The sequence below is a fragment of the Pseudomonas sp. 57B-090624 genome (assembly GCF_003234055.1).
Classification (GTDB): Bacteria; Pseudomonadota; Gammaproteobacteria; order Pseudomonadales; family Pseudomonadaceae; genus Metapseudomonas; species Metapseudomonas tohonis.
Genome location: NZ_QKRU01000052.1, coordinates 1 through 23,365 on the forward strand (window position 1 = coordinate 1; position 23,365 = coordinate 23,365).

20 protein-coding genes and 2 pseudogenes are annotated in these 23,365 nt (G+C 63.4%); 17 read left to right on the forward strand and 5 right to left on the reverse strand.

The window, feature by feature from the left end:
* A partial coding sequence (locus DMX10_RS22290; RefSeq protein ID WP_146603042.1) for an AMP-binding protein occupies window positions 1-754 on the forward strand: 754 nt, incomplete at its 5' end.
* 152 nt (window positions 755-906) lie between these two features.
* Here DMX10_RS22290 and DMX10_RS22295 read toward each other — a convergent pair.
* The 4 genes from DMX10_RS22295 to DMX10_RS22310 all read right to left on the reverse strand — a co-directional run bounded on the left by DMX10_RS22295 (window position 907) and on the right by DMX10_RS22310 (window position 5,597).
* Complete coding sequence (locus DMX10_RS22295; RefSeq protein WP_111263130.1) at window positions 907-2,070, reverse strand: helix-turn-helix transcriptional regulator; 1,164 nt, start codon at window positions 2,068-2,070, stop codon at window positions 907-909.
* A 179-nt stretch (window positions 2,071-2,249) separates the two neighbouring features.
* On the reverse strand, window positions 2,250-4,127 hold the full coding sequence (cysN, locus tag DMX10_RS22300; protein WP_111263131.1) for a sulfate adenylyltransferase subunit CysN: 1,878 nt from the start codon (window positions 4,125-4,127) through the stop codon (window positions 2,250-2,252).
* The gene (cysD, locus tag DMX10_RS22305) at window positions 4,127-5,041 is read right to left on the reverse strand and encodes a sulfate adenylyltransferase subunit CysD (protein ID WP_218281332.1); all 915 of its coding nucleotides are present in this window, start codon (window positions 5,039-5,041) and stop codon (window positions 4,127-4,129) included. The genes cysN and cysD overlap by 1 nt, the downstream gene beginning before the upstream one ends.
* Window positions 5,042-5,126: 85 nt before the next feature.
* The gene (locus DMX10_RS22310; RefSeq protein WP_111263133.1) at window positions 5,127-5,597 is read right to left on the reverse strand and encodes an SRPBCC domain-containing protein; all 471 of its coding nucleotides are present in this window, start codon (window positions 5,595-5,597) and stop codon (window positions 5,127-5,129) included.
* 367 nt (window positions 5,598-5,964) lie between these two features.
* On the opposite strand from DMX10_RS22310, the gene DMX10_RS22315 reads away from it, so the two are divergent.
* The 14 genes and pseudogenes from DMX10_RS22315 to DMX10_RS22385 all read left to right on the forward strand — a co-directional run bounded on the left by DMX10_RS22315 (window position 5,965) and on the right by DMX10_RS22385 (window position 19,994).
* The gene (locus DMX10_RS22315) at window positions 5,965-7,077 is read left to right on the forward strand and encodes a DUF1214 domain-containing protein (RefSeq protein ID WP_111263134.1); all 1,113 of its coding nucleotides are present in this window, start codon (window positions 5,965-5,967) and stop codon (window positions 7,075-7,077) included.
* Window positions 7,074-8,258, forward strand: coding sequence for a sulfotransferase (locus DMX10_RS22320; RefSeq protein ID WP_111263135.1), 1,185 nt, complete (start codon window positions 7,074-7,076; stop codon window positions 8,256-8,258). Before DMX10_RS22315 ends, DMX10_RS22320 begins: the two co-directional genes overlap by 4 nt.
* Window positions 8,259-8,296: 38 nt before the next feature.
* The gene (locus DMX10_RS22325) at window positions 8,297-9,085 is read left to right on the forward strand and encodes an SDR family oxidoreductase (protein ID WP_111263136.1); all 789 of its coding nucleotides are present in this window, start codon (window positions 8,297-8,299) and stop codon (window positions 9,083-9,085) included.
* 91 nt (window positions 9,086-9,176) lie between these two features.
* On the forward strand, window positions 9,177-9,341 hold the full coding sequence (locus DMX10_RS22330) for a hypothetical protein (protein WP_178082997.1): 165 nt from the start codon (window positions 9,177-9,179) through the stop codon (window positions 9,339-9,341).
* 389 nt (window positions 9,342-9,730) lie between these two features.
* On the forward strand, window positions 9,731-10,621 hold the full coding sequence (locus tag DMX10_RS22340) for a VOC family protein (RefSeq protein WP_111263138.1): 891 nt from the start codon (window positions 9,731-9,733) through the stop codon (window positions 10,619-10,621).
* 10 nt (window positions 10,622-10,631) lie between these two features.
* Complete coding sequence (locus DMX10_RS22345) at window positions 10,632-11,513, forward strand: CoA transferase subunit A (RefSeq protein ID WP_111263139.1); 882 nt, start codon at window positions 10,632-10,634, stop codon at window positions 11,511-11,513.
* Window positions 11,514-11,535: 22 nt separating this feature from the next.
* The gene (locus DMX10_RS22350) at window positions 11,536-12,348 is read left to right on the forward strand and encodes a CoA-transferase subunit beta (RefSeq protein WP_111263140.1); all 813 of its coding nucleotides are present in this window, start codon (window positions 11,536-11,538) and stop codon (window positions 12,346-12,348) included.
* A 14-nt stretch (window positions 12,349-12,362) separates the two neighbouring features.
* Window positions 12,363-13,229: an enoyl-CoA hydratase gene (locus DMX10_RS22355; RefSeq protein WP_111263141.1), complete on the forward strand. Its 867-nt coding sequence runs from the start codon at window positions 12,363-12,365 to the stop codon at window positions 13,227-13,229.
* Window positions 13,229-13,846: pseudogene (locus DMX10_RS22360) on the forward strand (NAD(P)H-dependent flavin oxidoreductase); the annotation flags it as partial. The gene DMX10_RS22355 and the pseudogene DMX10_RS22360, both read left to right, overlap by 1 nt.
* 252 nt (window positions 13,847-14,098) lie before the next feature.
* Entirely contained in the window at window positions 14,099-14,647 is a 549-nt protein-coding gene (locus DMX10_RS22365; protein ID WP_111263167.1) for a TnsA endonuclease N-terminal domain-containing protein, read from the forward strand.
* Window positions 14,644-16,566: a Mu transposase C-terminal domain-containing protein gene (locus DMX10_RS22370; protein WP_111263142.1), complete on the forward strand. Its 1,923-nt coding sequence runs from the start codon at window positions 14,644-14,646 to the stop codon at window positions 16,564-16,566. Before DMX10_RS22365 ends, DMX10_RS22370 begins: the two co-directional genes overlap by 4 nt.
* Window positions 16,563-17,453: a TniB family NTP-binding protein gene (locus DMX10_RS22375; RefSeq protein WP_034022698.1), complete on the forward strand. Its 891-nt coding sequence runs from the start codon at window positions 16,563-16,565 to the stop codon at window positions 17,451-17,453. The genes DMX10_RS22370 and DMX10_RS22375 overlap by 4 nt, the downstream gene beginning before the upstream one ends.
* On the forward strand, window positions 17,411-18,532 hold the full coding sequence (locus tag DMX10_RS33705; RefSeq protein ID WP_111263143.1) for a TniQ family protein: 1,122 nt from the start codon (window positions 17,411-17,413) through the stop codon (window positions 18,530-18,532). Before DMX10_RS22375 ends, DMX10_RS33705 begins: the two co-directional genes overlap by 43 nt.
* Window positions 18,533-19,037: 505 nt before the next feature.
* On the forward strand, window positions 19,038-19,994 hold the full coding sequence (locus DMX10_RS22385; RefSeq protein WP_256604847.1) for a hypothetical protein: 957 nt from the start codon (window positions 19,038-19,040) through the stop codon (window positions 19,992-19,994).
* On the opposite strand, the gene DMX10_RS22390 is transcribed toward DMX10_RS22385, so the two are convergent.
* The gene (locus DMX10_RS22390; protein WP_111263145.1) at window positions 19,966-21,699 is read right to left on the reverse strand and encodes a hypothetical protein; all 1,734 of its coding nucleotides are present in this window, start codon (window positions 21,697-21,699) and stop codon (window positions 19,966-19,968) included. The two genes, DMX10_RS22385 and DMX10_RS22390, sit on opposite strands and share 29 nt — an antisense overlap.
* 291 nt (window positions 21,700-21,990) lie before the next feature.
* On the opposite strand from DMX10_RS22390, the pseudogene DMX10_RS22395 reads away from it, so the two are divergent.
* Window positions 21,991-22,179, forward strand: a pseudogene (locus DMX10_RS22395) (IS5/IS1182 family transposase); the annotation flags it as partial.
* Between the two features lie 74 nt (window positions 22,180-22,253).
* On the forward strand, window positions 22,254-23,360 hold the full coding sequence (locus DMX10_RS22400; RefSeq protein ID WP_111263146.1) for a patatin-like phospholipase family protein: 1,107 nt from the start codon (window positions 22,254-22,256) through the stop codon (window positions 23,358-23,360).
* Window positions 23,361-23,365 lie beyond the last annotated feature (5 nt).

The following is a 23,365-nucleotide window of genomic DNA, read 5'->3' on the forward strand; positions in this document are numbered from 1 at the left end:
GTACCAGAGCATCCTCGGCTTCCCCGGCCGCGAGCGCTTTGATCTCTCCAGCCTGCGCGTGGCCGTCACCGGCGCCGCCTCGGTGCCGGTGGAGATGGTCCGGCGCATGGCCAGCGAGCTGGGCTTCGAAACCATCGTCACCGCCTACGGCCTCACCGAGGCCTGCGGCTTCGTCACCATCTGCCGCCCCGGCGATGCGCCGGAAGTGATCGCCACCACCTCCGGCCGCGCCTTTCCCGGCGTCGAGGTGCGCTGCGTCGACGCCGCCGGCCACCCGGTGCCGCCGGGCCAGCCGGGCGAGGTGCTGGTGCGCGGCTACAACCTGATGAAGGGCTACTTCAACAACCCCGAGGCCACGGGCGAGGCCATCGACGCCGAGGGCTGGCTGCACACCGGCGACGTCGGCGTGCTCGACGAGCAGGGCTACCTGCGCATCACCGACCGCATCAAGGACATGTTCATCACCGGTGGCTTCAACGTGTACCCGGCGGAGATCGAGCAGGTGATCCTCACCTACCCGGGCGTGGCCCAGGCTGCGGTGATAGGTGTCCCCGACGAGCGCCTGGGCGAGGTGGCCATGGCCTTCCTCCTGCCCGCCGGCGGGCAGCGCCTCGACACCGACGCCTTCCTCGCCTGGTGCCGCGAGCACATGGCCAACTACAAGGTCCCGCGTCGCGTTCGGGTGCTGGAGGCGATGCCGCTCAATGCGGCCGGCAAGGTGACCAAGGATGCCTTGCGCCATCTGGCCTCCTGAGTCCTCCGCCCCGCCTCAGTACTGCCGAAGGCTCGCGGATCGCGTCCGGGCGCCCCTGCGGCACGCGAAGGCGGCGCCGTGCGCACGGGGGCGGAGGAGGGCGCCGGCTGAGAGAGCCATTCCAGTCGTCGATGGACTCGCGCCCATAGGCTTCAGGCCATTGACGCCAGGCTGTTGAGCAGGGTCTTCACCAGTTGCGCCTGGCGGGTCGCCCCGGTCTTGGCGAACACCCCGCGTAGATGCGCGCGCACGGTATTGCGCGAGACGCCGAGACGCTCGGCGCTTTCGTCGAGGGTCAGGCCGTCCATCATCAGCATCGCCACTTCGGTTTCCGTGCGGGTCAGCTGGAACAGACTGCGCAAGAGGCGCCGCGAGGCCTGCGGCGAGTCGCTCGGGTCGCGGATGAACACGACCAGTGCCGGCCGCTGTTCGCTGCCCCTGCCTTCGTAGTTCAGGGCGATGGGGCGTAGCAGCACGTTGAGCGGCACCTCTCCGGTGGGGCGCACCAGGGGCAGCACCTCGACGCAGTCGTACTTGCCGTGCTGGTGGTATTGCAGCACGGCGAGGATGGCACGCTGCAGGTTGCGATTGTCCTGGCCGGCGAAGGCATGGAGCTTGCCCTGCCGGCATTCGATGCCATCGCGGGCGGCGAACAGGCGCTGCGCGGCCTGGTTGCTGCGCATGACCTTACCCGCCTCGTCGAGAATGGCCGTGCCCACCAGCAAGCGGTCAATGGTGGCGGCATAGAGAAGACGCTCCGAGTCCAGCTGGTCGACCCTGGAGTGCAGGTCCACCGCCTGTCGCAGGTGGGGCAGCAGCAGTGCGACCAGTGCTCGCTCGGCGGTGTCGAAGTCCCGCGCGGCGTGATTGCGGCAGGCGAACAGCGCGCAGTGCATGCCGGCGGCGGTGCGCATGTTGGCCACCAGCACGTAGCGCAGGTCGAGGGGCCGCAGGTAGTTGCGGTAGAAGGCGTGGGCCTTCCAGGCCTGGCTGCCCAGGACCTCGTCCGCGCTGGCCACCCGGTGGGTCGGCCAGTCGAGGAAGGGGCAGATCGAGTAGTAGTGCTCGCTGTAGGAGGGTTCTCCCGGCAGGTGCGGCCCGTGGATCGAGGCGTTGACGATCAGCCCCGGACGCTGGTGGGCGGGATTGCGCAGGACCAGGGTGAGGTAGGCGGCGTCGAAGCGCAGGCGCAGCGCCTCCAGCAGGCTCGCCCAGGGCGTGGGTTCGAGCGGGCCACGGTAGGTCAGCGACAGCAGCTCGCTGAATTCGCGGGTGCTCATTCCCGCCCATTCATGGTGCTGTTCGAGATCGTGCATCCGCGCCTCTCTTGTTCTGGTCGTGGAGCTGGACAGGGCGAGTATTGGCGGGCGGGGCCGTGGATAAATCGTCCGTTCGGCCTAGTAGGCCCGGATGGCCGGCGAATGGGCCCAGGGCGCGCCGTGCACACCGGGGATGCGCATGGCGGTTCCGGTGCGAGCGGCGCACCCTGTGGGGCTCAGAGCGCCAGCAGGTAATCGACTATGCGCTCGGCCGCCTCCTCGGCCGATTCGCGGCGGGTATCGATATGCAGCTCCGGCGCCAGCGGTGGTTCATAGGGCGAGTCGATGCCGGTGAAGTTCTTCAGTTCGCCGCGCCGGGCTTTCTGGTACAGCCCCTTGGGATCGCGGCGCTCGGCCAGCTCCAGGGGCGTGTCGATGTGGATTTCCAGGAACGCCCCTGCGCCTGCCAGCCCGCGCGCCATCTCGCGTTCGGCGCGGAATGGCGAGATGAAGGCCACCAGGGTGATCAGCCCGGCATCCAGCATCAGGTGGGCCACTTCGGCCACCCGGCGGATGTTCTCCACGCGGTCGGCTTCGCTGAAGCCCAGGTCACGGTTCAGACCATGGCGCAGGTTGTCGCCGTCGAGCAGGTAGGTGTGCCGGCCCAGGGCGTGCAGCTTGCGCTCCACCAGGTTGGCGATGGTCGACTTGCCGGCTCCGGACAGGCCGGTGAACCAGAGGATGCGCGGCGTCTGCCCCTTGAGCGCGGCGTGGGCCCGGCGGTTGACGTCGATGGCCTGCCAGTGCACGTTCTGCGCGCGGCGCAGGGCGAAGTGCAGCAGGCCGGCGGCGACAGTCTGGTTGCTCAGCCGGTCGATGACGATGAAGCCCCCGGTGTCGCGATTGTCGGCATAGGCATCGAAGGCGATCGGCTGGTCCAGGCCGATGGTGCACACGCCGATCTCGTTCAGCTCCAGGGTCTTGGCCGCCAGATGCTCGAGGCTGCTGACGTTGACCTTGTGCTTGAGGGCCGCGCAACTCATGCCGAGGGTCCGGCAGCCGATCTTCATCAGGTAGGGGCGACCGGGCAGCAGCGGTTCCTCGCCCATCCACACCAGGGTGGCCTCGAACTGGTCGGCGACTGCGGGTGGTGCGTCGGCCAGGGCGATCAGGTCGCCCCGGCTGATGTCGATCTCGTCTTCCAGGGTCAGGGTCACGGCCTGCCCGTAGCTGGCTTCCCCTTGCTCGCCGGCCATGCCGAGGATGCCGGTGACGCGGCTCTGCCGGCCCGACGGCAGCACGCGGATGCGCTCGCCGACACGGATGCTGCCCGCCGCCACGTTGCCCGAGTAGCCACGGAAGTCCAGGTTCGGCCGGTTCACCCATTGCACCGGCAGGCGGAAGCTCGCGCTATCGGGCCGGGTGGTTTCCAGCGGCACGGTCTCCAGGTGCTGGAGCAGGCTCGGGCCCTGGTACCAGGGCATGGCTTCGCTGCGCTGCAACAGGTTGTCGCCCTTGAGTGCGGACAGCGGGATGCACTGGATGTCGATGAGGCCGAGCTTCGCGGCGAAGCTGCGGTAGTCGGCCTCGATACGCTCGAAGACCTCCTCGGAGTAGTCCATCAGGTCCATCTTGTTCACCGCCACCAGCACCTGGCGGATGCCCAGGAGGGACACCAGGTAGCTGTGCCTGCGTGTCTGCGGCAACAGGCCCTGGCGGGCGTCGATGAGAATCACCGCCAGGTCGGCGGTGGACGCGCCGGTGACCATGTTGCGGGTGTACTGCTCGTGGCCGGGGGTGTCGGCGACGATGAACTTGCGCGTGTCGGTGGTGAAGAACCGGTAGGCGACGTCGATGGTGATGCCCTGTTCGCGCTCGGCGGCCAGGCCGTCCACCAGAAGGGCGAAGTCCAGCTCGCCGCCCTGGGTGCCGAGCTTCTTCGAGTCGGCTTCCAGCTGGCCGAGCTGGTCGTCGAAGAGCACTTTCGATTCGTACAGCAAGCGTCCGATCAGGGTGCTCTTGCCGTCGTCGACGCTGCCGCAGGTGATGAAGCGCAGCAGGTCCTTGCGCTGTTGTTGGTCGAGGTACTGGTCCAGATTGGGAATGGCGTTCATCAGAAATAACCCTCCTGCTTCTTCTTCTCCATGGAACCGGCCGAGTCGCTGTCGATCAGTCGGCCCTGGCGCTCGGATGTACGGCTTACCAGCATTTCCTGGAGGATCGACGACAGGCAGTCGGCCTCGCTGTCGATCGCGCCGGTCAGCGGGTAGCAACCGAGGGTGCGGAAGCGGACCTTGCGCAGTTCCGGGGTTTCGCCGCCAAGCAGCGGCAGGCGTTCGTCGTCGACCATGATCAGCGTGCCCTCGCGGCGCACCACCGGGCGCTCCTTGGCGAAGTAGAGGGGAACGATGGGGATGTGTTCGAGGTAGATGTATTGCCAGATATCCAGTTCGGTCCAGTTCGACAGCGGGAACACCCGCAGGCTCTCGCCCTTGCGCTTGCGCGTGTTGTACAGGCGCCAGAGCTCCGGGCGCTGCTGCCTGGGGTCCCAGCGATGCTGCTCCGAGCGGATCGAGAACACGCGCTCCTTGGCGCGGGACTTCTCTTCGTCACGCCGCGCACCGCCGAAGGCCGCGTCGAAGCCATGGTGGTCCAGGGCCTGTTTGAGGCCCTGGGTCTTCCAGATGTCGGTGTGCAGGGCCGAGCCGTGGGTGAAGGGGTTGATGCCGCGCTCGATGCCTTCCGGGTTGATGTGCACCAGCAGCTCCAGGCCCAGGCGCTGGGCGGTCCGGTCGCGGAAGTCGATCATCTCGCGGAACTTCCAGGTGGTGTCCACGTGGAGCAGCGGGAAGGGCGGCTTGCCCGGGGCGAAGGCCTTCAGCGCCAGGTGCAGCATGACCGCGCTGTCCTTGCCGATGGAGTAGAGCATCACCGGGTTTTCACACTCGGCGACCACTTCGCGGATGATCTGGACGCTTTCCGCTTCCAGCCGTTCTAGGTGAGTGAGCATCGCTTGCCTCCGTTGGATGGAGCCGGCGCCGCAGGGAGCGGGCCGGCTTCTTCCACGCTAGGGAATGCGTTGCTCCCGGTTCTTCGTCCGACCGGACAAGGTTTCAGCGGCCGGCGGCGAAGAGCGCTTCAGCCCTCGCCTTGAGGGCCAGGGCGACCGCATCGAAGCCCTGCTTGACCCAGGGACCGTGCAATTGCATCACCCGGTCGGCGGTGGGCCCCAGGAACAGGTCGGTGGTGTGGTAGCGGCAACGGGCCGGGCCGGTGGCCTCGATCCGTTGCTCGCGCCGGGCGGCGTCGGGGTTGTCGACACTGGCGTGCATCTCCCAGGCCAGCAGCCGGGGCGGTGCGAAGTCGGCAAGCCACTCCACCACATGCATCAGTTCACCGGGCCGGACCGGGTCGGGCAGGTACAGGTTCACCGCTTCGCCCAGGCGCAGGCTGGACTCCACCTTCACGGTGAAGGGGTTCCACTCGGGGTAGCGCGGCAGGTCCACCAGCACCGACCAGACCTGCTCGGCGGGGGCGGCGATGTCCACGGTCAGCGACCGCACCAGGTTCTTTTCTTCAGGCATCGGGACGTTCCAGGAGCATGCGTGGCGCCGCACCATGCGGCGCCGATCCGGCCGATGCTCGACCCTCTCCCTGCCCGTTTCCTCGTCCGGGTGGACGAGGTGGCGTTGCGGCATGCAAGCCCGAGGGGATGCCCTGCACCGCGCTTCCCCGATTGCATCCGGGCTGGCGGCCGGCTCGGCGAGCACCGAGATCACGGCACCGAGGGCCCCGGTGCGCACGGCGCACCCCACCTCTGCCGCGCGGTCGGAGCGCCGTGGGCAGGGCCTTGGCCGTCGGTCTTAGTCCGCCCGGACGAAGAATTCGCAGCGCCGGGCTTCCTAAGGTTGCCCCAGGGGCGGGGTGCCCGCCGGACTAGAGGAAACCGACGTGACGACAGATGGAATCGAACAGCAGGTGCTGAGTGGGCAGGTCTGGTGCGATTTCTGCGACCAGCTCAAGCGCAGTGGCGAACAGATACTGCGGGCCGAGGCCCCCCGTGACGGCCAGACCCGCGCCGAGGGCTTCCGATACCTCACCCGCCTGCTGCGCATCGCCCTGGAAATGCACCTGGAGTTCGCCGACCCGGACTTCCCCGGCTTCTTCTCGCCGTCCCACGAGACGGCCAAGATCGGCGCCGACAATCCAGACAACCTCTACCAGTACGCGCGCTTGAACGGCCGGTGGGCATACCGCGTCAGTGGCCGTCGCGGCAGCGTGGCCTACCTGAGTTTCGGCACCCAGAAGGGCGGCTACGAAAGCGACGGCAAGATGATCCAGACCGGCTTCATCGATGCTGGCCAGTTGCAGCTGGAGGACGATGGCAGCTTCGAGATCATCCTCAGCCAGACGCCTCCGGCCAGCGGCAACTGGTTGCCTCTGCAACCCGAGAGCAACGCGCTGATCGTGCGCCAGACCTTCCTCGACCGCGCCGCTGAGCAGCCCGCGCAGTTGCGCATCGAACGCCTGGATCGCCGCCAGCAGCCCGAACCCCTCAGCGCCCAGCGTCTGCACCAGAGCCTGGAGCGGGTCGCCGGCTTCGTCGAGAACACCGCCCGCCTGTTCGCCGACTGGGCCCGGGACTACCAGGCGCGACCCAACCAGTTGCCGCCGGCGGACCAGGCGTTGTGCCAGTCGGTGGGCGGCGATCCGAACATCTTCTACTACCACGGCTATTGGTCCCTGGCCGACGACGAGGCGCTGCTGATCGACGTCGACCCGATACCCGCCTGCGACTTCTGGAACCTGCAGATCAACAACTACTGGATGGAGTCCCTCGACTACCGGCACCACCGGATCTGCCTCAACAAGCACTCGGCGCAACCCGACGGGCACGGTGCGGTGCGCATGGTGCTGAGTCACCGCGACCCGGGCCTGCCGAACTGGCTTCAGACCGCGGGCCACGCCGCCGGCACCTACTGCCTGCGCTGGGTAGGCGCCGAGCGGCCGGTCCATCCCACCACCCGCCTGGTCAAGCTCGATCACCTGAAGGAGCTGCAATGAGCATTCCGATGATGGCGGCCGACGCCTTCGCCCTCGACAGCCTGCTGGCCGAGGCCCGCTCCCGCACCGGCGGCCTCGACGACTTCGGCCCCGGTGATTTCCGCGAAGCCCTGCGGGTGCTGGGGCGCGCCCTGCACGAGGAAGCCCGTCTCTCCGACCAGGGACGTGCCCTGCTGCGGGAGAAACTGGTGGCGCAGCTGGCCAACCGGCTGGTGATCGAAGACCACTGCAAGCGCTACCCGGAGATACTCCGGCAGCGCGTCGACGATCCACTGGTCATCGTCGGCCTGCCGCGCACCGGCACCACGCTGCTGCAGCGCCTGTTGGCGGTGGACCCGCAGTTCAGCAAGGCGCAGTGGTGGGAAACCCGCTACCCGGCCCCCTTGCCCGAAGAGAGCCTGGCGCACCCAGGCGAGCGGATCGGTCGGGCGCGGGCGGAGGTCGCCGCCATGATCGAGTTCGTGCCGCAGATCCTCGGCATCCACCCGCTGGATGCCGAGCAGCCGGACGAGGAGTTCATGCTGATGGAGCACGCCTTCCTCTGCGCCATGGACTCCTACGTCAACGTGCCGGGCTACACCGCCTGGCTCGACCGCCAGGACCAGACCCAGGTGTATGCCTACCTGAAGAAGATGCTGCAGTTCCTGCAATGGCAGCAGGCGCGCCGGGGCATCGCGCCGGGGCGTCGCTGGCTGCTGAAGAGCCCGCAGCACCTGCACACCCTCGAACTGCTGTTCAGGGTCTTCCCGCGCGCCCAGGTGATCCTCACCCATCGCGACCCGGGCAAGACCATTCCTTCCCTGGCCAGCTTCATCCACACCCTCTGGCAGATCTACAGCGACCGGGCGGACCCGGCCGAGGTCGGCGAGCAGTGGAACAGCCGCATGGCCCGGGCCCTGCGCCACGGCATGCGGGTGCGCGAGCAGATGCCGGCGGGGGCTTTCCTCGACGTCCACTTCGAGGACACGGTGAGCGACCCGCTGGGCGTGGTCGAGCGGGTCTACCGCTTCGCCGGGCTGGACCTGGCGCCCGAGCTGCGCGCGGCCATGGCCGCCTGGCTGGCGGCGAACGGCCGCGACAAGCGCGCCGAGCACCAGTACGACGCGGCCGTCTTCGGCCTCGACGAAGCGCGCCTGGCGCGCGACTACGGCCAGTACCGCGCCCGCTACCTGGCGGGCTGACCGCTGCCTGGCGGCTACAGGAACAGGAGGACAGGAACATGTTGCTGAATGACAAGGTGGTGATGATTTCCGGCATCGGCCCCGGCATGGGCATCAAGCTGGCGCTGGAGGCGGCCCGTGCGGGCGCCCGCGGGGTGGCCATCTGCGCGCGCAGCGAGGTGAGCCTGCGCAAGGCCGAGCAGCGCATCCAGGCCCTGGGCACCGGCTGCCAGGTGCTCTGGCAACCCACCGACGTGAGCGACGAGGCCGCATGCCGCGCGTTCGCCGCCGCCACCATGGAGCGCTTCGGGCGCATCGACGCACTGGTCAACAGCGCCTACGCCCACGGCGGCTTCGAGCCCCTGGAAGGTTGCGCCGATGAGTCGCTGCAGGAGGCGCTGGAGGTCAACCTCTTCGGCTCGCTGAAGCTGAGTCGCTCGGTACTGCCGCAGATGAAGGTCCAGGGCTCCGGCGCCATCGTCATGATCAGCACCCTCGGCGTGCACCAACCCTATGCGGGGGGCGGCGCCTACGCGATCTCCAAGGGCGCGCTGACGGTGGCGGTGCGCTACCTGGCGAACGAGTTGGCCGGGCACGGCGTGCGGGTCAACGCTCTGGCCTGTGGCTGGATGTGGGGTGAGCCGGTGCAGGCCCATGTACGCCAGGCGGCCGCCGCGCGGGGCGTCAGCGAGGAACAGGTGCGCGCCGAGTTCACCGCGGGGATTCCCGGCGGGCGCATGCCGGGCGACGAGGAGTGCGCCCGTGCGGCACTGTTCCTGGCCTCCGACTACGCCAGCGCGATCAATGGTGCGCAGCTCGATGCCAACGGCGGCGAGCTGATGCGCTGAGGGGGACGGGCATGCGTGAGCACCGTGCTTTCAAGGGCGATGCGGACGGCCTCTGCGCCCTGCAGCGGTGCGGGCCGAGGCAGGGGCGCGGGTGACGGTGCTGAACGTCGCCCACGAGCCGAACCGTGCGGATGCCATGCGCCTGCTCGCGGCGGGCACCCGCGTCCGCTGCTTCGATCACCACTTCGCCGGCGAGTTGCCGGAGCCCCCGGCCTTCGAACCCTTCATCGACACCGCAGCCGATGTCTGCCGATGAGGGAACGTTGCCGCGAGCTGTGCGAAACCCATCCATGCGGAGCTCAGGCATGCACCTGTGCCGCGCTCGACTCCGCCTGGTGGAGGTAGAAAGCGACCTCCACCCTACGCAGCGGTCATGCCCGGGCGCGCCTGGCCTCGTGCACGGATTTGTCGGGTTGTACGGGGTTCCGCAATTCCCGAGCCCGATGCTCCGAGCGTTTCTTGCGCGCGCCATGATGGGTTTCGCGGAGCTCTACCCATCCTGCGAGGCACGCCTCCGCAACCCCCGCGCCATGCGCCTTTCGCGCTAGTCCCATCGGACGATGCCCCCTCCCGGTGCAGCCGATTTAATCGGTCCCATAGAGCCCGCGCCCCGTGTGCGGCGATAACGACGATGAGGAGAAGCGCATGGACATCCGTGGCCTGGGGTACGTCACCGTAGCCTCGACAGACCTGCAACGCTGGCAGCGGTACGCCACCGACGTGCTGGGCATGATGGTGGAGGCCACGGCCGAGCGGCTGTTCCTGAAGATGGACGAGCGCGCCTACCGCATCCTGGTGGAGCGCGCCGACCGTGACGGCTACGGCGCCTGCGGCTGGGAAGTGGCCGGCAAGGCGCAGTTCGAGCAGGCCATCGCCGAGCTGCAGGCCGCCGATGTGCAGGTGCAACGCGGCAGCGCCGCCGAGGCCGCCGCGCGCAAGGTGCAGGCGCTGGCGCGCTTCGCCGATCCGGACGGCAACCGCCACGAGCTGTTCTGGGGCCCGCTGCAGGATTTCGCGCCCTTCGTCTCCCCGGCTGGCGTCTCCGGCTTCGTCACCAGCGCGCTGGGCATGGGCCACGCGGTGCTGCCGGCACCGAGCTTCGACCGCTGCCTGGACTTCTACGAGCGGGTGATGGGCTTCGGCCTGTCGGACCTGATGAAGGTGCGCTTCACCCCCGACCCGGCGGAGCCTGAGAAACGCATCCACTTCCTCCACTGCAACAACGCGCGGCACCACTCGCTGGCGCTGTTCGAATGCCCGATCCCTTCCGGCTGCGTGCACCTGATGGTGGAGGTCAACAGCCTGGACGACGTCGGCCGCGCCCACGACCGCATGCTCGCCCACGAGGTGAAGCTCTCCGCCACCCTCGGCCGCCACGTCAACGACGGGATGACCAGCTTCTACATGCAGACCCCCGCCGGCTTCGACCTGGAATACGGCTGCGGCGGCAAGGTCATGGACTGGGAAGCCCACACCCCCTTCGAGAGCACCGTGGTCAGCCACTGGGGCCACGACTTCAGCATCGGTCGGCGCTAAGGAGCACCCCATGGACAAACGCATGACGGCAGCCGAGGCGGTCGCCCAGCTGCGCGACGGCATGACCCTCGGCATCGGTGGCTGGGGCCCGCGCCGAAAGCCCATGGCCCTGGTGCGCGAGATCCTCCGCTCCGGCCTCAAGGACCTCACCCTGGTCGCCTACGGCGGCGCCGACCTCGGCATGCTCTGCGCCGCCGGCAAGGTGCGCCGGCTGGTGTACGCCTTCGTCTCGCTGGACTTCATCCCCCTCGAACCCTACTTCCGCAAGGCCCGCCAGGCCGGCGCCGTGGAGGTGATGGAGATCGACGAGGGCATGCTCCTGCTCGGCCTCAAGGCCGCCGCCATGGGCGTGCCCTTCATCCCCACCGCCGTGGGCCTGGGCACCGACGTGCTGCGCCTCAACCCGCAGCTCAAGCTGGTGACCTCGCCCTACGACGACAGCCGCGACTGGGTCGCCATGCCGGCCCTGAAGCTGGACGCCGCGCTGGTCCACGTCGACCGCGCCGATGCCCGTGGCGTGTGCCAGATCGCCGGGCCGGACCACTACATGGATGACCTCTTCGTGCGCGCCGCCGACAAGGCCTATGTCAGCTGCGACGAGCTGGTGGCCAGCGACTGGTTCCACCAGGACCCGATGCGCGCCCGCCAGGTGTTCTGGGAGCGCAACTGCACCAGCGCCGTGGTGCACCTGCCGGGCGGGGCGCACCCCTCGTCCTGCGCGCCGCTGTACGGCTTCGATACCTCGCACTTCAAGGCCTACGTCGCCTCGGCCGCCGAGCCGGACGGCTGGCTCGACTACATGGAGCGCTACGTGAACTGCGGCGAGGACGAATACCTCGCCCGGGTCGGCGGGCTCAACGCCATCCGCCAACTGCCACTCCCGGTTTTTTGAATCGAACATCGAGGAGGCCGAGATGACCGCCACCAAACAACCCTACAGCCTTGCCGAGCTGATGATCTGCGCAGCCGCCGAAGCCTTCGCCGACGACGGCGAGGTGCTCGCCACCGGCATCGGCGTGCTGCAGCGCCTGGCCGCGTCCCTGGCCATGCTCAACAGCAACGCGCGGCTGATGATGACCGACTCCGAAGCCTTCATGGTCGCCGAGCCCGTGCCGCTGGGCCCGCGCGACGGCTACCAGCCGCGCTACGACAGCTGGATGGGCTTCTCGCGCATCTTCGACAACGTCTGGAGCGGCAAGCGCCATGCCCTGGTGGGCCCGGTGCAGATCGACCGCTACGGCCAGGCCAACATCTCCTGCATCGGTGATCACGCCCGGCCGACGTCGCAGATGCTCGGCGTGCGCGGCCTGCCCGGCAACTCCATCAGCCACGCCAACTCCTTCCTGGTGGCCAGCCACAACCGCCGCGTGTTCGTCGACGGCGAGGTGGATGTGGTGGCCTCGGTGGGCTACAACCCGGCGCGCCTGGCGCAGGGCTGGTCGCTGGACGAGATCGACATCCGCCTCATCGTCACCGACCTCTGCGTGCTGGATTTCCACGGCCCCGAGCGGCAGATGCGCATCCGCTCGCTGCACCCCGGCGTCAGTGTCGAGGAGGTGCTGGACGCCACCTCCTTCCCGCTGCACGTGCCGAAGAAGATCCCCACCACGGCGGCGCCGACCCTCGAACAACTGATCCTCATCCAGCAGCTGGACCCGCACAACCTGCGCGCCAGCCAGCTCAAGGACAACCCGCCGGGCGTGCGCGCCCGGGCCACGGTCCACTGAGGCGGAGCCCCCCCATGAAGCACGAGCAGACCGAAGAAGCGGTGGTGCAGTACGAGGTGCAGGGCCCGCTGGCCCTGGTCACCATGCAGCGCCCCGAGTACCACAACGCGCAGAACTCGCGCATGACCTACGCACTGGACGCCGCCTTCCGCCGCGCCTGCGACGACGACGCGGTGAAGGTCATCGTCCTCGCCGGCGCCGGCAAGCACTTCTCCGCCGGGCACGACATCGGCACCCCGGGGCGCGACGTCGACCAGAGCTTCGAGCGCGCCAGCCTCTGGTACGACCACGTCGGCAAGCCGGGCGGCGAGTTCCTCTATGCCCGCGAGCAGGAGGTGTACCTGGGCATGTGCCGGCGCTGGCGCGACATGCCCAAGCCGACCATCGCCATGGTCCAGGGCGCCTGTATCGCCGGCGGCCTGATGCTGGCCTGGGTCTGCGATTTGATCATCGCCTCGGAGGACGCCTTCTTCTCCGACCCGGTGGTGCGCATGGGCATTCCCGGCGTCGAGTACTTCGCCCATGTGCACGAGCTCAACCCGCGCATCGCCAAGGAATTCCTCTTCCTCGGCGAGCGCATGGGCGCCGAGCGCGCCTGGCAGATGGGCATGGTCAACAAGGTGGTGCCGCGCGACGTGCTGCTGGACGTGACCCTGGACGTGGCCCGGCGCATCGCGCAGATGCCGCGGCTGGGCCTGCAGCTCACCAAGCAGGCGGTGAACAACGCCGAAGACCTGATGGGCAAGCGCGCCACCATGGACATGGTGTTCGGCCTGCACCACTTTGCCCACGCCCACAACGAGCTGGTCAGCGGCGACAGGCTGGGCGGCTACGACGCCCGCGCCATGGCCCAGTCCCAGCGCAGCCCGTCGGAGGCCTGATGGCGATCTCCCTCGAAACGCGCCTGACCCGCCTGCTCGGCTGTCGCTACCCGATCATCCAGACCGCCATGGGCTGGGTCGCCGACCCCAGGCTAGTGGCCGCCACCGGCAACGCCGGGGGCTTCGGCTTCCTCGCCGGGGCGACCATCGAGCCGGGGCGCATGGAAGAGGCCATCCTGCAGACCCAGCGCCTCAGCGACCGGCCCTTCGGCGTCAACTTCCACATGTACCAGGCCAACGCCGGCCAGATCGTCGAGCTGGTGCTCCGGCACGGCGTGCGCGCGGTGAGCTACAGCCGCTCGCCGGGCAAGGCGATGATCGGCCGGCTCAAGGAGGCCGGCGTGGTCTGCATCCCCACCGTCGGTGCGCTCAAGCACGCGGTGAAGGCCGTGGAGATGGGCGCCGACGCGGTGACCGTGCAGGGCGGGGAGGGCGGCGGCCACACCGGCTCGGTGCCCACCGCCATCCTCCTCGGCCAGGTGGTGGACGCCGTGGACGTGCCGGTGGTCGCCGCCGGTGGCTTCAAGGACGGGCGCGGCCTGGTCTCGGCCCTGGCCCTGGGCGCCGAAGGCATCGCCATGGGCACGCGCTTCCTGATGAGCGCCGACAGCCCGGTTGTAGGATTACGAAATAGCTGCGAAACTACTACGCTAGAGGCCTATGAACCCCGTTCTTGATTGCACTAATAGACGCGAAAAATATCCGAATTGGATGCGATAGGATTAAGAATGACTCGAAATAGTTGCGACCAGATTAAGCCGGTCCGCCCAATCAAGCCGACACGTCGTAGCGTCTCAGGGTTCTTGCCCTTCCGTGGCGTAGGAGGTGTGCCGTTCGAGTCGTTGCTTGAGCGTGATTTCCTTAAGCGGATGAGGTTCTCACACCGGGTCGAGTCAGTAATTGCCCAGCCAGTCCGTGTTGACTTCATTGACTCGCTCGGGCGAGCTCAGACCTACACTCCCGATTTCCTTGTGCACTATCGCCAGCCAGCCGGCATTGACTACATGGATTACATCAAGCCGATGCTTGTTGAGGTGAAACCCACCTACGAGTGGCGTAAGAACTGGCGGGCCTGGCTCGGTAAATGGAAGGCAGCACGCCGCTACGCGCGAGGGGAAGGTTGGACTTTCAGCATTTATGACGAGTCGCGCATTCGTGGGCTGCCGCTCGACAACATCACATTCCTGGAGCGTTTCGAGCGATTGAACTTTGATCGAGAAGACATCGATATGGTTCTGAAAACGCTCCACGAAATGGAATTCGCCCCTGTGCACTACCTGTTGGCACGCCATTTCAAAGGCGTATACCGCGATCGCGGTGTGGCGTTGTTGTGGCACCTGATCGCAACTGGCCGAGTTGAGTGTGATATCACCGAGCCTCTGAACGAATATCTTGAGCTTTGGGTGGCCACGCCATGAACATCTATGAAATCGACACAGATGAGCATTTCGTTCCGTTCGAACCCTCTAGGGAGCGCATCCGGGTTGAGGTGGGCGAAATGGTTCGCTGCGACAAACAGATATTCCGGATCGTCCAACTGCTCGATTTTCAGAATGTCGTCGGTGTCGAAGTCGAGACAGGCCGGAGCGTGTCGCTCCGGATCGCCGAACTACAGCCTGTCGAACAAGATCGAGTCGATGGCCTGTACGTCAACTACGACGTCTCGACGATCAGCTCTGATGAGTGGGCGGTAGCACAGCAGCGCTTTTCGGCAATCAAACCTCTATTGCGCGACTCGACCTTGCCCAGGGGCAGCGTAGAGGCGCGAGCCAGGGAGGTGGGCGTCGATACCTCCACGCTCTACCGGTGGCTTGAACGGTATCAGAGCTGGCACGAGGTACTGGCTCTAGTCCCGCGCAAACGGGGTTGGCAGTCGGGCAATAGCCGATTGACCGTCCAGGCTGACAAGCTAATTGATGATGTAATCGACCAGCACTACCTAACTATTCAGCGCAGAACGGTTCAATCGACCATCGCTGAAATCGAAATGCAGGCCAAAGCGCTTGGTATTAAGCCACCCAGCGCTTCAGCTATCAGAGCTCGGATCAAGCGCATTCCCGAGAAGATCAAGCTGCGCAGACGCGGTTACGCTGACAAGGCTCGGAATCAGTACACACCTTCCGTAGGCAAGTTCCCCGGTGCCGACTATCCCCTAGCAGTCGTCCAGATCGACCACACCCCAGTTGACCTGATCATTGTGGATGACCGGCATCGTAAGCCAATCGGCCGTCTATGGCTGAGCTTGGCGATTGACGTCCACTCTCGGATGATCACTGGCTATTACTTGGCTTTGGAGGATCCTTCCGAGATCTCCGTTGGCATGTGCCTGGCGCACTCGATACTGCCAAAGGAGGCTTGGTTGAACCTTCACAATGTGAAAGGTGAGTGGCCGGTATGGGGCTTCCCTCGCGTGGTACACACGGATAACGGGCCCGACTTTCAGGCCGAAAACTTCCGCCGTTCGTGTGCTAACTACAACATCGAGAACCAGTTCCGACCGGTGAAGCGGCCTAAATACGGGGGCCATATTGAACGTCTTCTCGGCACATTCATGAGGGAGTTGCACGAGCTGCCGGGTACAACGCATAGCAACGTTCCTGATAGGGACGGCTACGACTCTGACAAGCATGCCGCGCTCACGATGAGTGACTTTGAAGAGTGGCTGGTTCGCACCATCATTCTGTACCACAACCGCGTTCACTCATCGCTCTACATGAGTCCCGCGCGCAAATGGCATCTTGGTTTCTTCGGTAGTCGTGAAGCCGATGCGTTAGTGAGTATTCCGCCACGGCCAGCAGACCCACTAACTGTGCAATTGGACTTCATGCCTTCGTACCGTCGAACAGTCCAGCATTATGGCGTTCAGTTGGATGTCTACTACTACTCGGAGGCTTTACGTCATTGGATCGGGGCTACGGATCCTGAAACCGGGCAGGCTCGCAAATTTGTTTTCAGGCGAGACCCACGTGACATCAGCGTCATCTGGTTCTACGACCCCGTGCTCAAGCAGTACTTCCGTGTGCCTGTGGCTAACCAGGCCTTCCCCGCAGCGACGTTGTGGGAGTTTCGTGCGGCGAAGAAACAGGCGGTCGATGAAGGTCGTCAGCACATTGATGAGGCCTTGATCGGCAGGCTGATCTTAGAGCGTCGCCAGCTCGTTAACGAGGCCGCTGCGAGTACCAAGAAGGCACGTCGTGATGCCCAGAAGCACAAGGTGCACAGTAAAAACACCACACCGGCTCATCCCATCAAAGCGCCCGTGGAAGTGGCGTCTTCGCTTCCTAGAGACGAAGGGTTGTTGCTCGAAGACGTTGATCTGATTGGTGATATCCAATGACTGAGTACGCACATCTGCACGCCGACTTCAGGCCTGTGCTGCAGCTATCTGCTCGGGAGCGCATTCGCTTTATGGGTGAGCCTCGTTGGATTGGTTACAAGGCGGCCCACCACATCCTGGATAGCCTTGAGTGTCTGCTTGAGGCTCCCAAACGGCCGCGCATGCCAAACATGCTCATCGTCGGTGATCCGAATAATGGCAAGACCACGATTGTCCGGCATTTCGAGAAAACGCATGGCCAAGGCTACGTCGACGAGAACTCTGAGCCAGTAAGGCCGATCATTTTGGCTGAGGCCCCTCCGTCTGCAGAGGAGAAAGACCTCTACATTGCCATCCTCGACCGGATGTGGATGCCATACAAAACGACCGATTCCAAGGTCACGCTGAGGTTTCAGGTAATCCACGCGCTGCGTGAGCTCAAGGTGCGAATGTTGATCATCGATGAGGTTCACTCGATGCTCACCGGCTCCGCCACGAAGCAGCGAGAGGTCATGAACGCACTTAAGATGCTGTGCAACACTCTGGTTATCCCGATTGTCGGCGTAGGAACTCCAGATGCTGTACAGATCCTTCATCTGGATCCACAGCATGCCAGCCGTTTTGATGTCATCAAGCTAGAAACTTGGAAGCTGAATGCGGATTTCCAGCGATTGCTGAAGGCGTTTGAAGCCGTGCTGCCGCTAAAACAGCCCTCGGGCCTCTATAAGCCCGAGATAGCTCAGTTGGTCCATTCCATCTCGGGCGGCAACACTGGGGACTTACACGGGCTGCTGCTCGAATGTGCTACGGAAGCAATCAATTCTGGTAAGGAGTGTATCGACCGACAACTCATCGAGAGTAAGTCGTGGAAACGTCCTACACGTGGCATTCGGGAGCGCGTTGTGTAGATCCCCGTTGGCCACTTACTCCAACGCTGCTGCCCGATGAGTTGCTTTCTTCCTGGTTGGTGAGAACCGCCCTAGCCCATGGGTGCCGGCCTGACACTTTGACTCGCGTTGTTTGGCCTGGTACTCGCGCATGGACTTGCGATCTTGATCGTCCGCATCCATGGGCGAACCTAGCAGCTCTGGCAAGTATGGCCGGTCTGAGCGCGGAAATGCTCTTGGCCACTACGCTATGGCCTATTGTGCTAATGCTGCACCCCAATGCTGCTGTTCATAATTCATCGTGGTGGCCTTGGATTCTGCCGTTGGGTTGTCGGAGTCGTACGCGAGCAGGTGGGCTGTTGTGTTGTCCACATTGCATGGCGGGCCCTATTCCCCACTATCGGCAGCAATACCGACTGGCATGGCACACGGCCTGCCCTTGGCACCATGTGTTGCTGATTGATCGTTGCACTAGTTGCCATTCGGCGATACAGCCTGGCCGGCTTGGAGTTGATGGTAAGTTGTCCGAGTGTCATCACTGTGGTCAATCGCTGGATCGTGCGCCGCCTGTGCCAGTAGTTGATACGGCTCTGGCCTTCCAAAACTTTGTCGATGCGCGCCGCCAGTCGACCATCTTTTATGGTCAAGTAGCGTTGAGTTTTTCAGAGTGGATGTGCGTTGCTCGGGTCATGGTCAGCTATCTGGAGACGGTGGCGCGGCAACCATCGGCCGGATCGCGATTGTTCTGCGAGAGAATCGGTGTAGATCTGGCGCGGTTGAAATCTTCGTCGCTGGGATTACCGTTCGAGTATGCAGCACCCGCTGAGCGTGCAGGGCTGTTGGGACAAGCTTGGGTGATAATGCAGGCTGGCCCAGAAAGGTTTGTGGAGCTCGCAACGGAGACTAAGCTGCCCGTGACTGCTTTTCCACTGCCTGTCACCGGTGTGCCCGAGATCCTAATGCAGATGGTCTCGGTGCTAAGTCAGCACACCCGGCACAAGCTTGCTCGGCCAGTTTTTGGACGCACCCGCGAGCCTCTTGAGGTCTGGCATATGTGGCATCGATTGCAGAGAAGGACGCGTAGAAATGGCATCTCATGACACCTCCACCCAGGCGGGCTGCGATGGATGTGGACGCGAGATGGTCAAAGCCAAAAAGGTTTACGCGAGCAAGCGATACTGCGAGACATGCTATCCACGGCTTTTCAAACGGCGCATGTGCCCAAAGTGCGGTGATTTGGCTCGGCTCCCGGTCTTTGATCAAGCTGCTAATTGCCCCGTCTGTGAGCGAGCTGGGCCATGCGTAAGGTGTGGAAAGGTCGAATTTGAAACAGGCCTGCGTACGGAGTACGGCCGTGTGTGCAAATCCTGCGCGCCTTATTTTCGCGTTGCCGAGCCTTGCGATGTCTGCGGCAAGCTCTCTCAGCGTCTTGCTCGGAGCAAGACGACAGGGCTGCGCCAGTGTCCAAAATGCAGTGGTCCGAAGATGGCGACCTGTCCGAGCTGTCGGCGCTATCGCGTGCTAATCACAGGTCAGGATGGGGTTGTGCGCTGCGAACCTTGCACCACTGAGCCCGACCATCCTTGTCGATCATGCGGCACACTCATGCCTGCTGGCCGTAAAAGCGAATGTGAGGTGTGTCAGTGGCAGAGCCTCTTCCGGAAGCGGTTAGCGATCAACGTTAAGGGCTTCAGCAGCGAGCGCATCGCTGGACTCTTTATTCAATTTGGAGAATGGCTCCTGAGTCGGAGTGGTGCGAATAAAGCCGCATTGAGCATCAATGGTCACTACCGATTCTTCCGGACAGTTGATGCCAGCTGGGACGCTATACCTTCTTACGAGCAGCTCCTACGGCATTTCGGTGCTGCTGGGCTGCGCAAGGCAGAAAACCCAATGCGTTTTCTGACAGAAACCGGCGTGGTCACGGTCAGTGCGCAGCTTCGTGACCGGCACACGGAGCTGCGTCGAATTGCGGAGATTCTGTTGGAGCCTACCGACAGTTGGTCGGCTCAGCTACTGAGCGAGTACGTGTATGTTTTGAAGGCGAGAATGGAGCAAGGTGATACGAACTTGCGGTCTGTCAGGCTGGCAGCTCGTGCAGCGGCGAATCTCCTCAAAAGTGCCCAACTGAAATTAGGAGCGTTACCTACACAAAAAACGCTTGAGTCATTCTGGCGAAGATCGCCTGGCCAGGTGGCGGCAGTTACGGGTTTCATCGGTCACTTGAACAAACGTCACGGACTGGAGCTGCAGGTAAAGCCAGACGCGCGCTGGTTGTGCCAAGCCAGGCGGCAGAAGGCTGAGCGTGAGCTGGTGGCGATGTTGAGCGAAATAGCCGATGACGACTTCGAGAGACGCTGGATCGTGAAGGGGCTCGCCTACTTCCACGATGTGGCGAGGGCGAGCCGTCGCAAGCTGGTTTTCCAGTCGCAGGAATATCGGGGTGTTGCGGGGTACAGTGTCACGTACGAAGAGAAGATTCTCTGGGTGCCGTCAGCGAGCAGTTATCAGTACGGAGATCATTCCAGTCGAGTTATTTCAACTTTACGTCGAAATCCTTGAAGGCGTTGATCAATCGGCTCCGGTAGAGCACCTTTACATCTTTTTGGTGATGCCTGAAAATCTTTGCGCTGGGTGGGAAAAATGACTCCATGTTCTTGAACCTTCCGATAACACGGCATATCTGCGAGCAGATCTTCTGAACGAAACTATCGAACTCCTCCAGGGTTCCGACGTGGGATTTCATGAACACACCGGAGTATTCAGATTTGTTAGGTTTGACTGGCTGGATCTCGAAGCAAAAGTAGTTTTCTCCGTCTACCTCGATGCGCAGTACCATCAAGCCTCGGCACTTACCGGTTTTCTTATCTAGGTAGACCCATCCTAGGTCTGACTTGTTCTTGGGGATCCAGTCGATTATCGGTCGCAGCGTAATTAGTTGCGGCGGGCCTTCGTCTCGGAACTTGGGGGGCGTGTACCAATTCACTTTGGTCACCCGATCTGGGTTATCCGCCATGATGGACCTGAACGCATTCCAGATGTCATAGAGGAAACCCTGTGTCTCGATTTCGGCATCGGCGACATGCTCGAGCTTTCCGATGTTCTTACCGGCACCGCTACCTTCACCAGAGGAATGGGAGGTTGCCTCATTTGGATGTGGGCCGAGCCGGCCACGATCAGTCTGAATTACTTCCTTCTTTTTCTTGATTGAGCGCTTTGAGCCTAGGATCTTGAAGGGTGCCGGTTTGACAATGGTAATTTCCGAGTGGCTGTCCGGTGCCGCGTGGGAGTGTTCGTTAAGAAACTCGTCGGCTTCCGCTGTTCGGACAGGCCTTGGTAATACCAAGCGTCCCCCATCCTTCCCCTCGCTATTGTCAAACTTCTTTGTCTGCCATTCGATCTCTTCCCCTTCCGGTTGACTCGAGCCGACCAAGTTCAGGCACAAGAATGTCTTGCCACCATTGATCCATCTGCCACGGCATTGAAGCTGTCCTTTCCCGCGGAACCACGGGGTGGCCTCCATGAATATCAGGGCTGAAGGATCTTGCGAAATGAACTGGGCGTTGATGTGCCTAATACGGCGTTCTGCATAGTCGTCGTATAAAAGATGGGCGAGGAAGACGGCATCGTAGTAGCGCATCTTCGGAGACGGTTTGACCAGCCAGCGGTACTCGTCTCGGTGAGAGTCATCGAAAAATACCGACATCACGTCCGACCAGCGCAATGTGGCTAGGGCCCGGCAAACCTCCATGTTCCTGGCGTAAGCACGAATAAAGTACTCGGTGCAGGGAATGAGCAAATTTTTGGTTCCATCATCCAGCTTGAAATCGAGCAATCGGGTCCGATCATGCTGATACTGCAATGGGTATTCGTGGTGATGAAAAATATGGGCATTACCCTGGCTGATTAGGTCCGATCTGGAGGTGAGTGACCAACCACGCTCGTCGAAATCGACATCAAAGGTATGGGGCGGCGAGGCCAGGTCTGTATCGGAGATACATATACCGTCGCGCCAAATGGTGCCTTTACGATAATGGGGCAAACTGCTGAGCGGCACGATGGCCGAGGTGCGTGGACCTGGCTCATCATTGAATAGCTGTCTGAAGTGCACCTTCACCAATGGTATAGAGCGAGGCTTCGTATTTTGCCGTACGGGTCCATACCACCAGACGAGCTGGTCGCCTCGCAGCACCTTGACCTGACTATCGGTGTGCCTGAGGTTGGGGCGGTTGTACGAGAGGTCGACGCGTTGAACCCGTTCAGTCAAACCTAGATTCCCATCATGTTAGATCGCCATCCTCCGGAGTCTAGCCATTTGCTTTGGCTCTTGCGACGCAAAAGTGGCGTCTGTTTGGTGGCGTTTCGTGCTGCGCTGGGGCGCTCTACTCCAAACGATAAAGAGGAAGCCCTCCCAGGGAGTAACAACATGATGAGTCGAGAGCGTCTTGCCGAGGGGCAATCGGCCACTGGCTTGAAGGTGGGGTGCAGGTAATCGGCGCGTGGTAAGCCACGCCTGGCCAAGAGTGAAACGCTCTCAGCTCGACCAGGGGCGGCCCCGGCGCAGTTCGATCTCACGCCAGAGCGCCTCATCGGCAATACCGCTTATAGCATGGCCTCAATGCTGGCCTGGATGGTCGAGGAAAAGGGCGTCGAGTCGCACGTGCCGGTGTGGGATAAGTTCGAGCGCAAGGACGAAAGCCTCTCCAGTAACGACTTCCACTGGAATTCGAAAAACTCATACCGCTGCCTACCTGTACATTAAAGAGGCAGCTTCTCAAGAGCCTGCTAGCATGAATTGGGCGAAGGCATGGGAGGGAGGCTATGGCTCTCGACGGCAAGACAGTCGGATTGGCGCTCTCAGGTGGCGGGTTCCGGGCCGCCTTGTTTGGCCTGGGCAGCTTGTGGCGTCTGAACGAAGCGGGCCTGCTGGGCAGACTGGACCGCATCTCCAGTGTTTCCGGCGGATCGATCCTAGCCGGGTTGCTCGCCCACCGCTGGCGGCGACTCGACTTCGTAGCCGGACATGCTCGTAACTTCAAGGCCGAGGTGGCGGACCCGCTGCGGGTACTGTGCGACAAGACCATCGACGTCTCGGCTGGCATCAAGGGCCTCGTCACCCCATTCAAGTCTGCCGGCGAATATCTAGCAGATTGCTATGACAAGCATCTCTTCCACAAGGCGACCACCCACGACATGCCGGACCCTGCAAATCCAGGAGAGCCTCGTTTTGTACTGTATGCCACTAACATGCAGACTGGGCGGAGCTTCCGCATCCGGCAGGACATGCTGGCCGACTGGAAGCTAGGTGTGGCACGCGGTGTCAGCATCCCGCTCGCGCAAGCGGTCGCTGCATCGAGCGCTTTTCCGCCTGTGTTCTCGCCAATCATCATCAAGACTGATCCAGCGAAATGGGCCGACGGAGAAAATATCCCACACCTGGATCAGCTACGTAGTCGGATCGTGTTGGCTGACGGCGGTGTGTACGACAACATGGGGCTCGAAACCCTCATTGGCAAGGTTGACCTAGTGCTCGTTAGCGACGCCGGTGCCCCCTTCGAGATCGAACTTGCCCCTCCGGAGACACCGTTGCAGATGGGTAGGGTTCGCGACATCCTGATTGACCAAACGCGCGCGCTGCGAAAGCGTTGGCTGATTGATGACTTCACCGCTGGTCGACGCCACGGAGCCTACTGGGGCCTGGACACGAAAATCGGAGACTATGCCGACTCGCTCATGATGGCTGGGGACAACAAGATTACGGACTCTCTGGCGCAAGTCCCCACGCGTCTTAGCGGCTTTGGTGGGCTGACAGAGGGACGTCTTATCAACTGGGGTTACGCGCTAGCTGACGCAGCGCTACGGACGCGTGCGGGGCTAGCAATCGCACCATCCAAAAGTCTGCCCGTACCAGATGCAGCATTGAGCTGAGGATC

Excerpts from the sequence above, each read along its gene's own strand:
- DMX10_RS22310 (WP_111263133.1), bottom strand. The coding sequence starts at position 5,597 with ATGCCTGAAGAAAAGAACCTGGTGCGGTCGCTGACCGTGGACATCGCC.
- DMX10_RS22295 (WP_111263130.1), bottom strand. The coding sequence starts at position 2,070 with ATGCACGATCTCGAACAGCACCATGAATGGGCGGGAATGAGCACCCGC.
- DMX10_RS22385 (WP_256604847.1), top strand. The coding sequence starts at position 19,038 with ATGCCTGCTGGCCGTAAAAGCGAATGTGAGGTGTGTCAGTGGCAGAGC.
- DMX10_RS22325 (WP_111263136.1), top strand. The coding sequence starts at position 8,297 with ATGTTGCTGAATGACAAGGTGGTGATGATTTCCGGCATCGGCCCCGGC.
- DMX10_RS22320 (WP_111263135.1), top strand. The coding sequence starts at position 7,074 with ATGAGCATTCCGATGATGGCGGCCGACGCCTTCGCCCTCGACAGCCTG.
- DMX10_RS22345 (WP_111263139.1), top strand. The coding sequence starts at position 10,632 with ATGGACAAACGCATGACGGCAGCCGAGGCGGTCGCCCAGCTGCGCGAC.
- DMX10_RS22400 (WP_111263146.1), top strand. The coding sequence starts at position 22,254 with ATGGCTCTCGACGGCAAGACAGTCGGATTGGCGCTCTCAGGTGGCGGG.
- DMX10_RS22375 (WP_034022698.1), top strand. The coding sequence starts at position 16,563 with ATGACTGAGTACGCACATCTGCACGCCGACTTCAGGCCTGTGCTGCAG.
- DMX10_RS22350 (WP_111263140.1), top strand. The coding sequence starts at position 11,536 with ATGACCGCCACCAAACAACCCTACAGCCTTGCCGAGCTGATGATCTGC.
- DMX10_RS22365 (WP_111263167.1), top strand. The coding sequence starts at position 14,099 with ATGAGGTTCTCACACCGGGTCGAGTCAGTAATTGCCCAGCCAGTCCGT.
- DMX10_RS22355 (WP_111263141.1), top strand. The coding sequence starts at position 12,363 with ATGAAGCACGAGCAGACCGAAGAAGCGGTGGTGCAGTACGAGGTGCAG.
- cysN (WP_111263131.1), bottom strand. The coding sequence starts at position 4,127 with ATGAACGCCATTCCCAATCTGGACCAGTACCTCGACCAACAACAGCGC.
- DMX10_RS22370 (WP_111263142.1), top strand. The coding sequence starts at position 14,644 with ATGAACATCTATGAAATCGACACAGATGAGCATTTCGTTCCGTTCGAA.
- DMX10_RS22340 (WP_111263138.1), top strand. The coding sequence starts at position 9,731 with ATGGACATCCGTGGCCTGGGGTACGTCACCGTAGCCTCGACAGACCTG.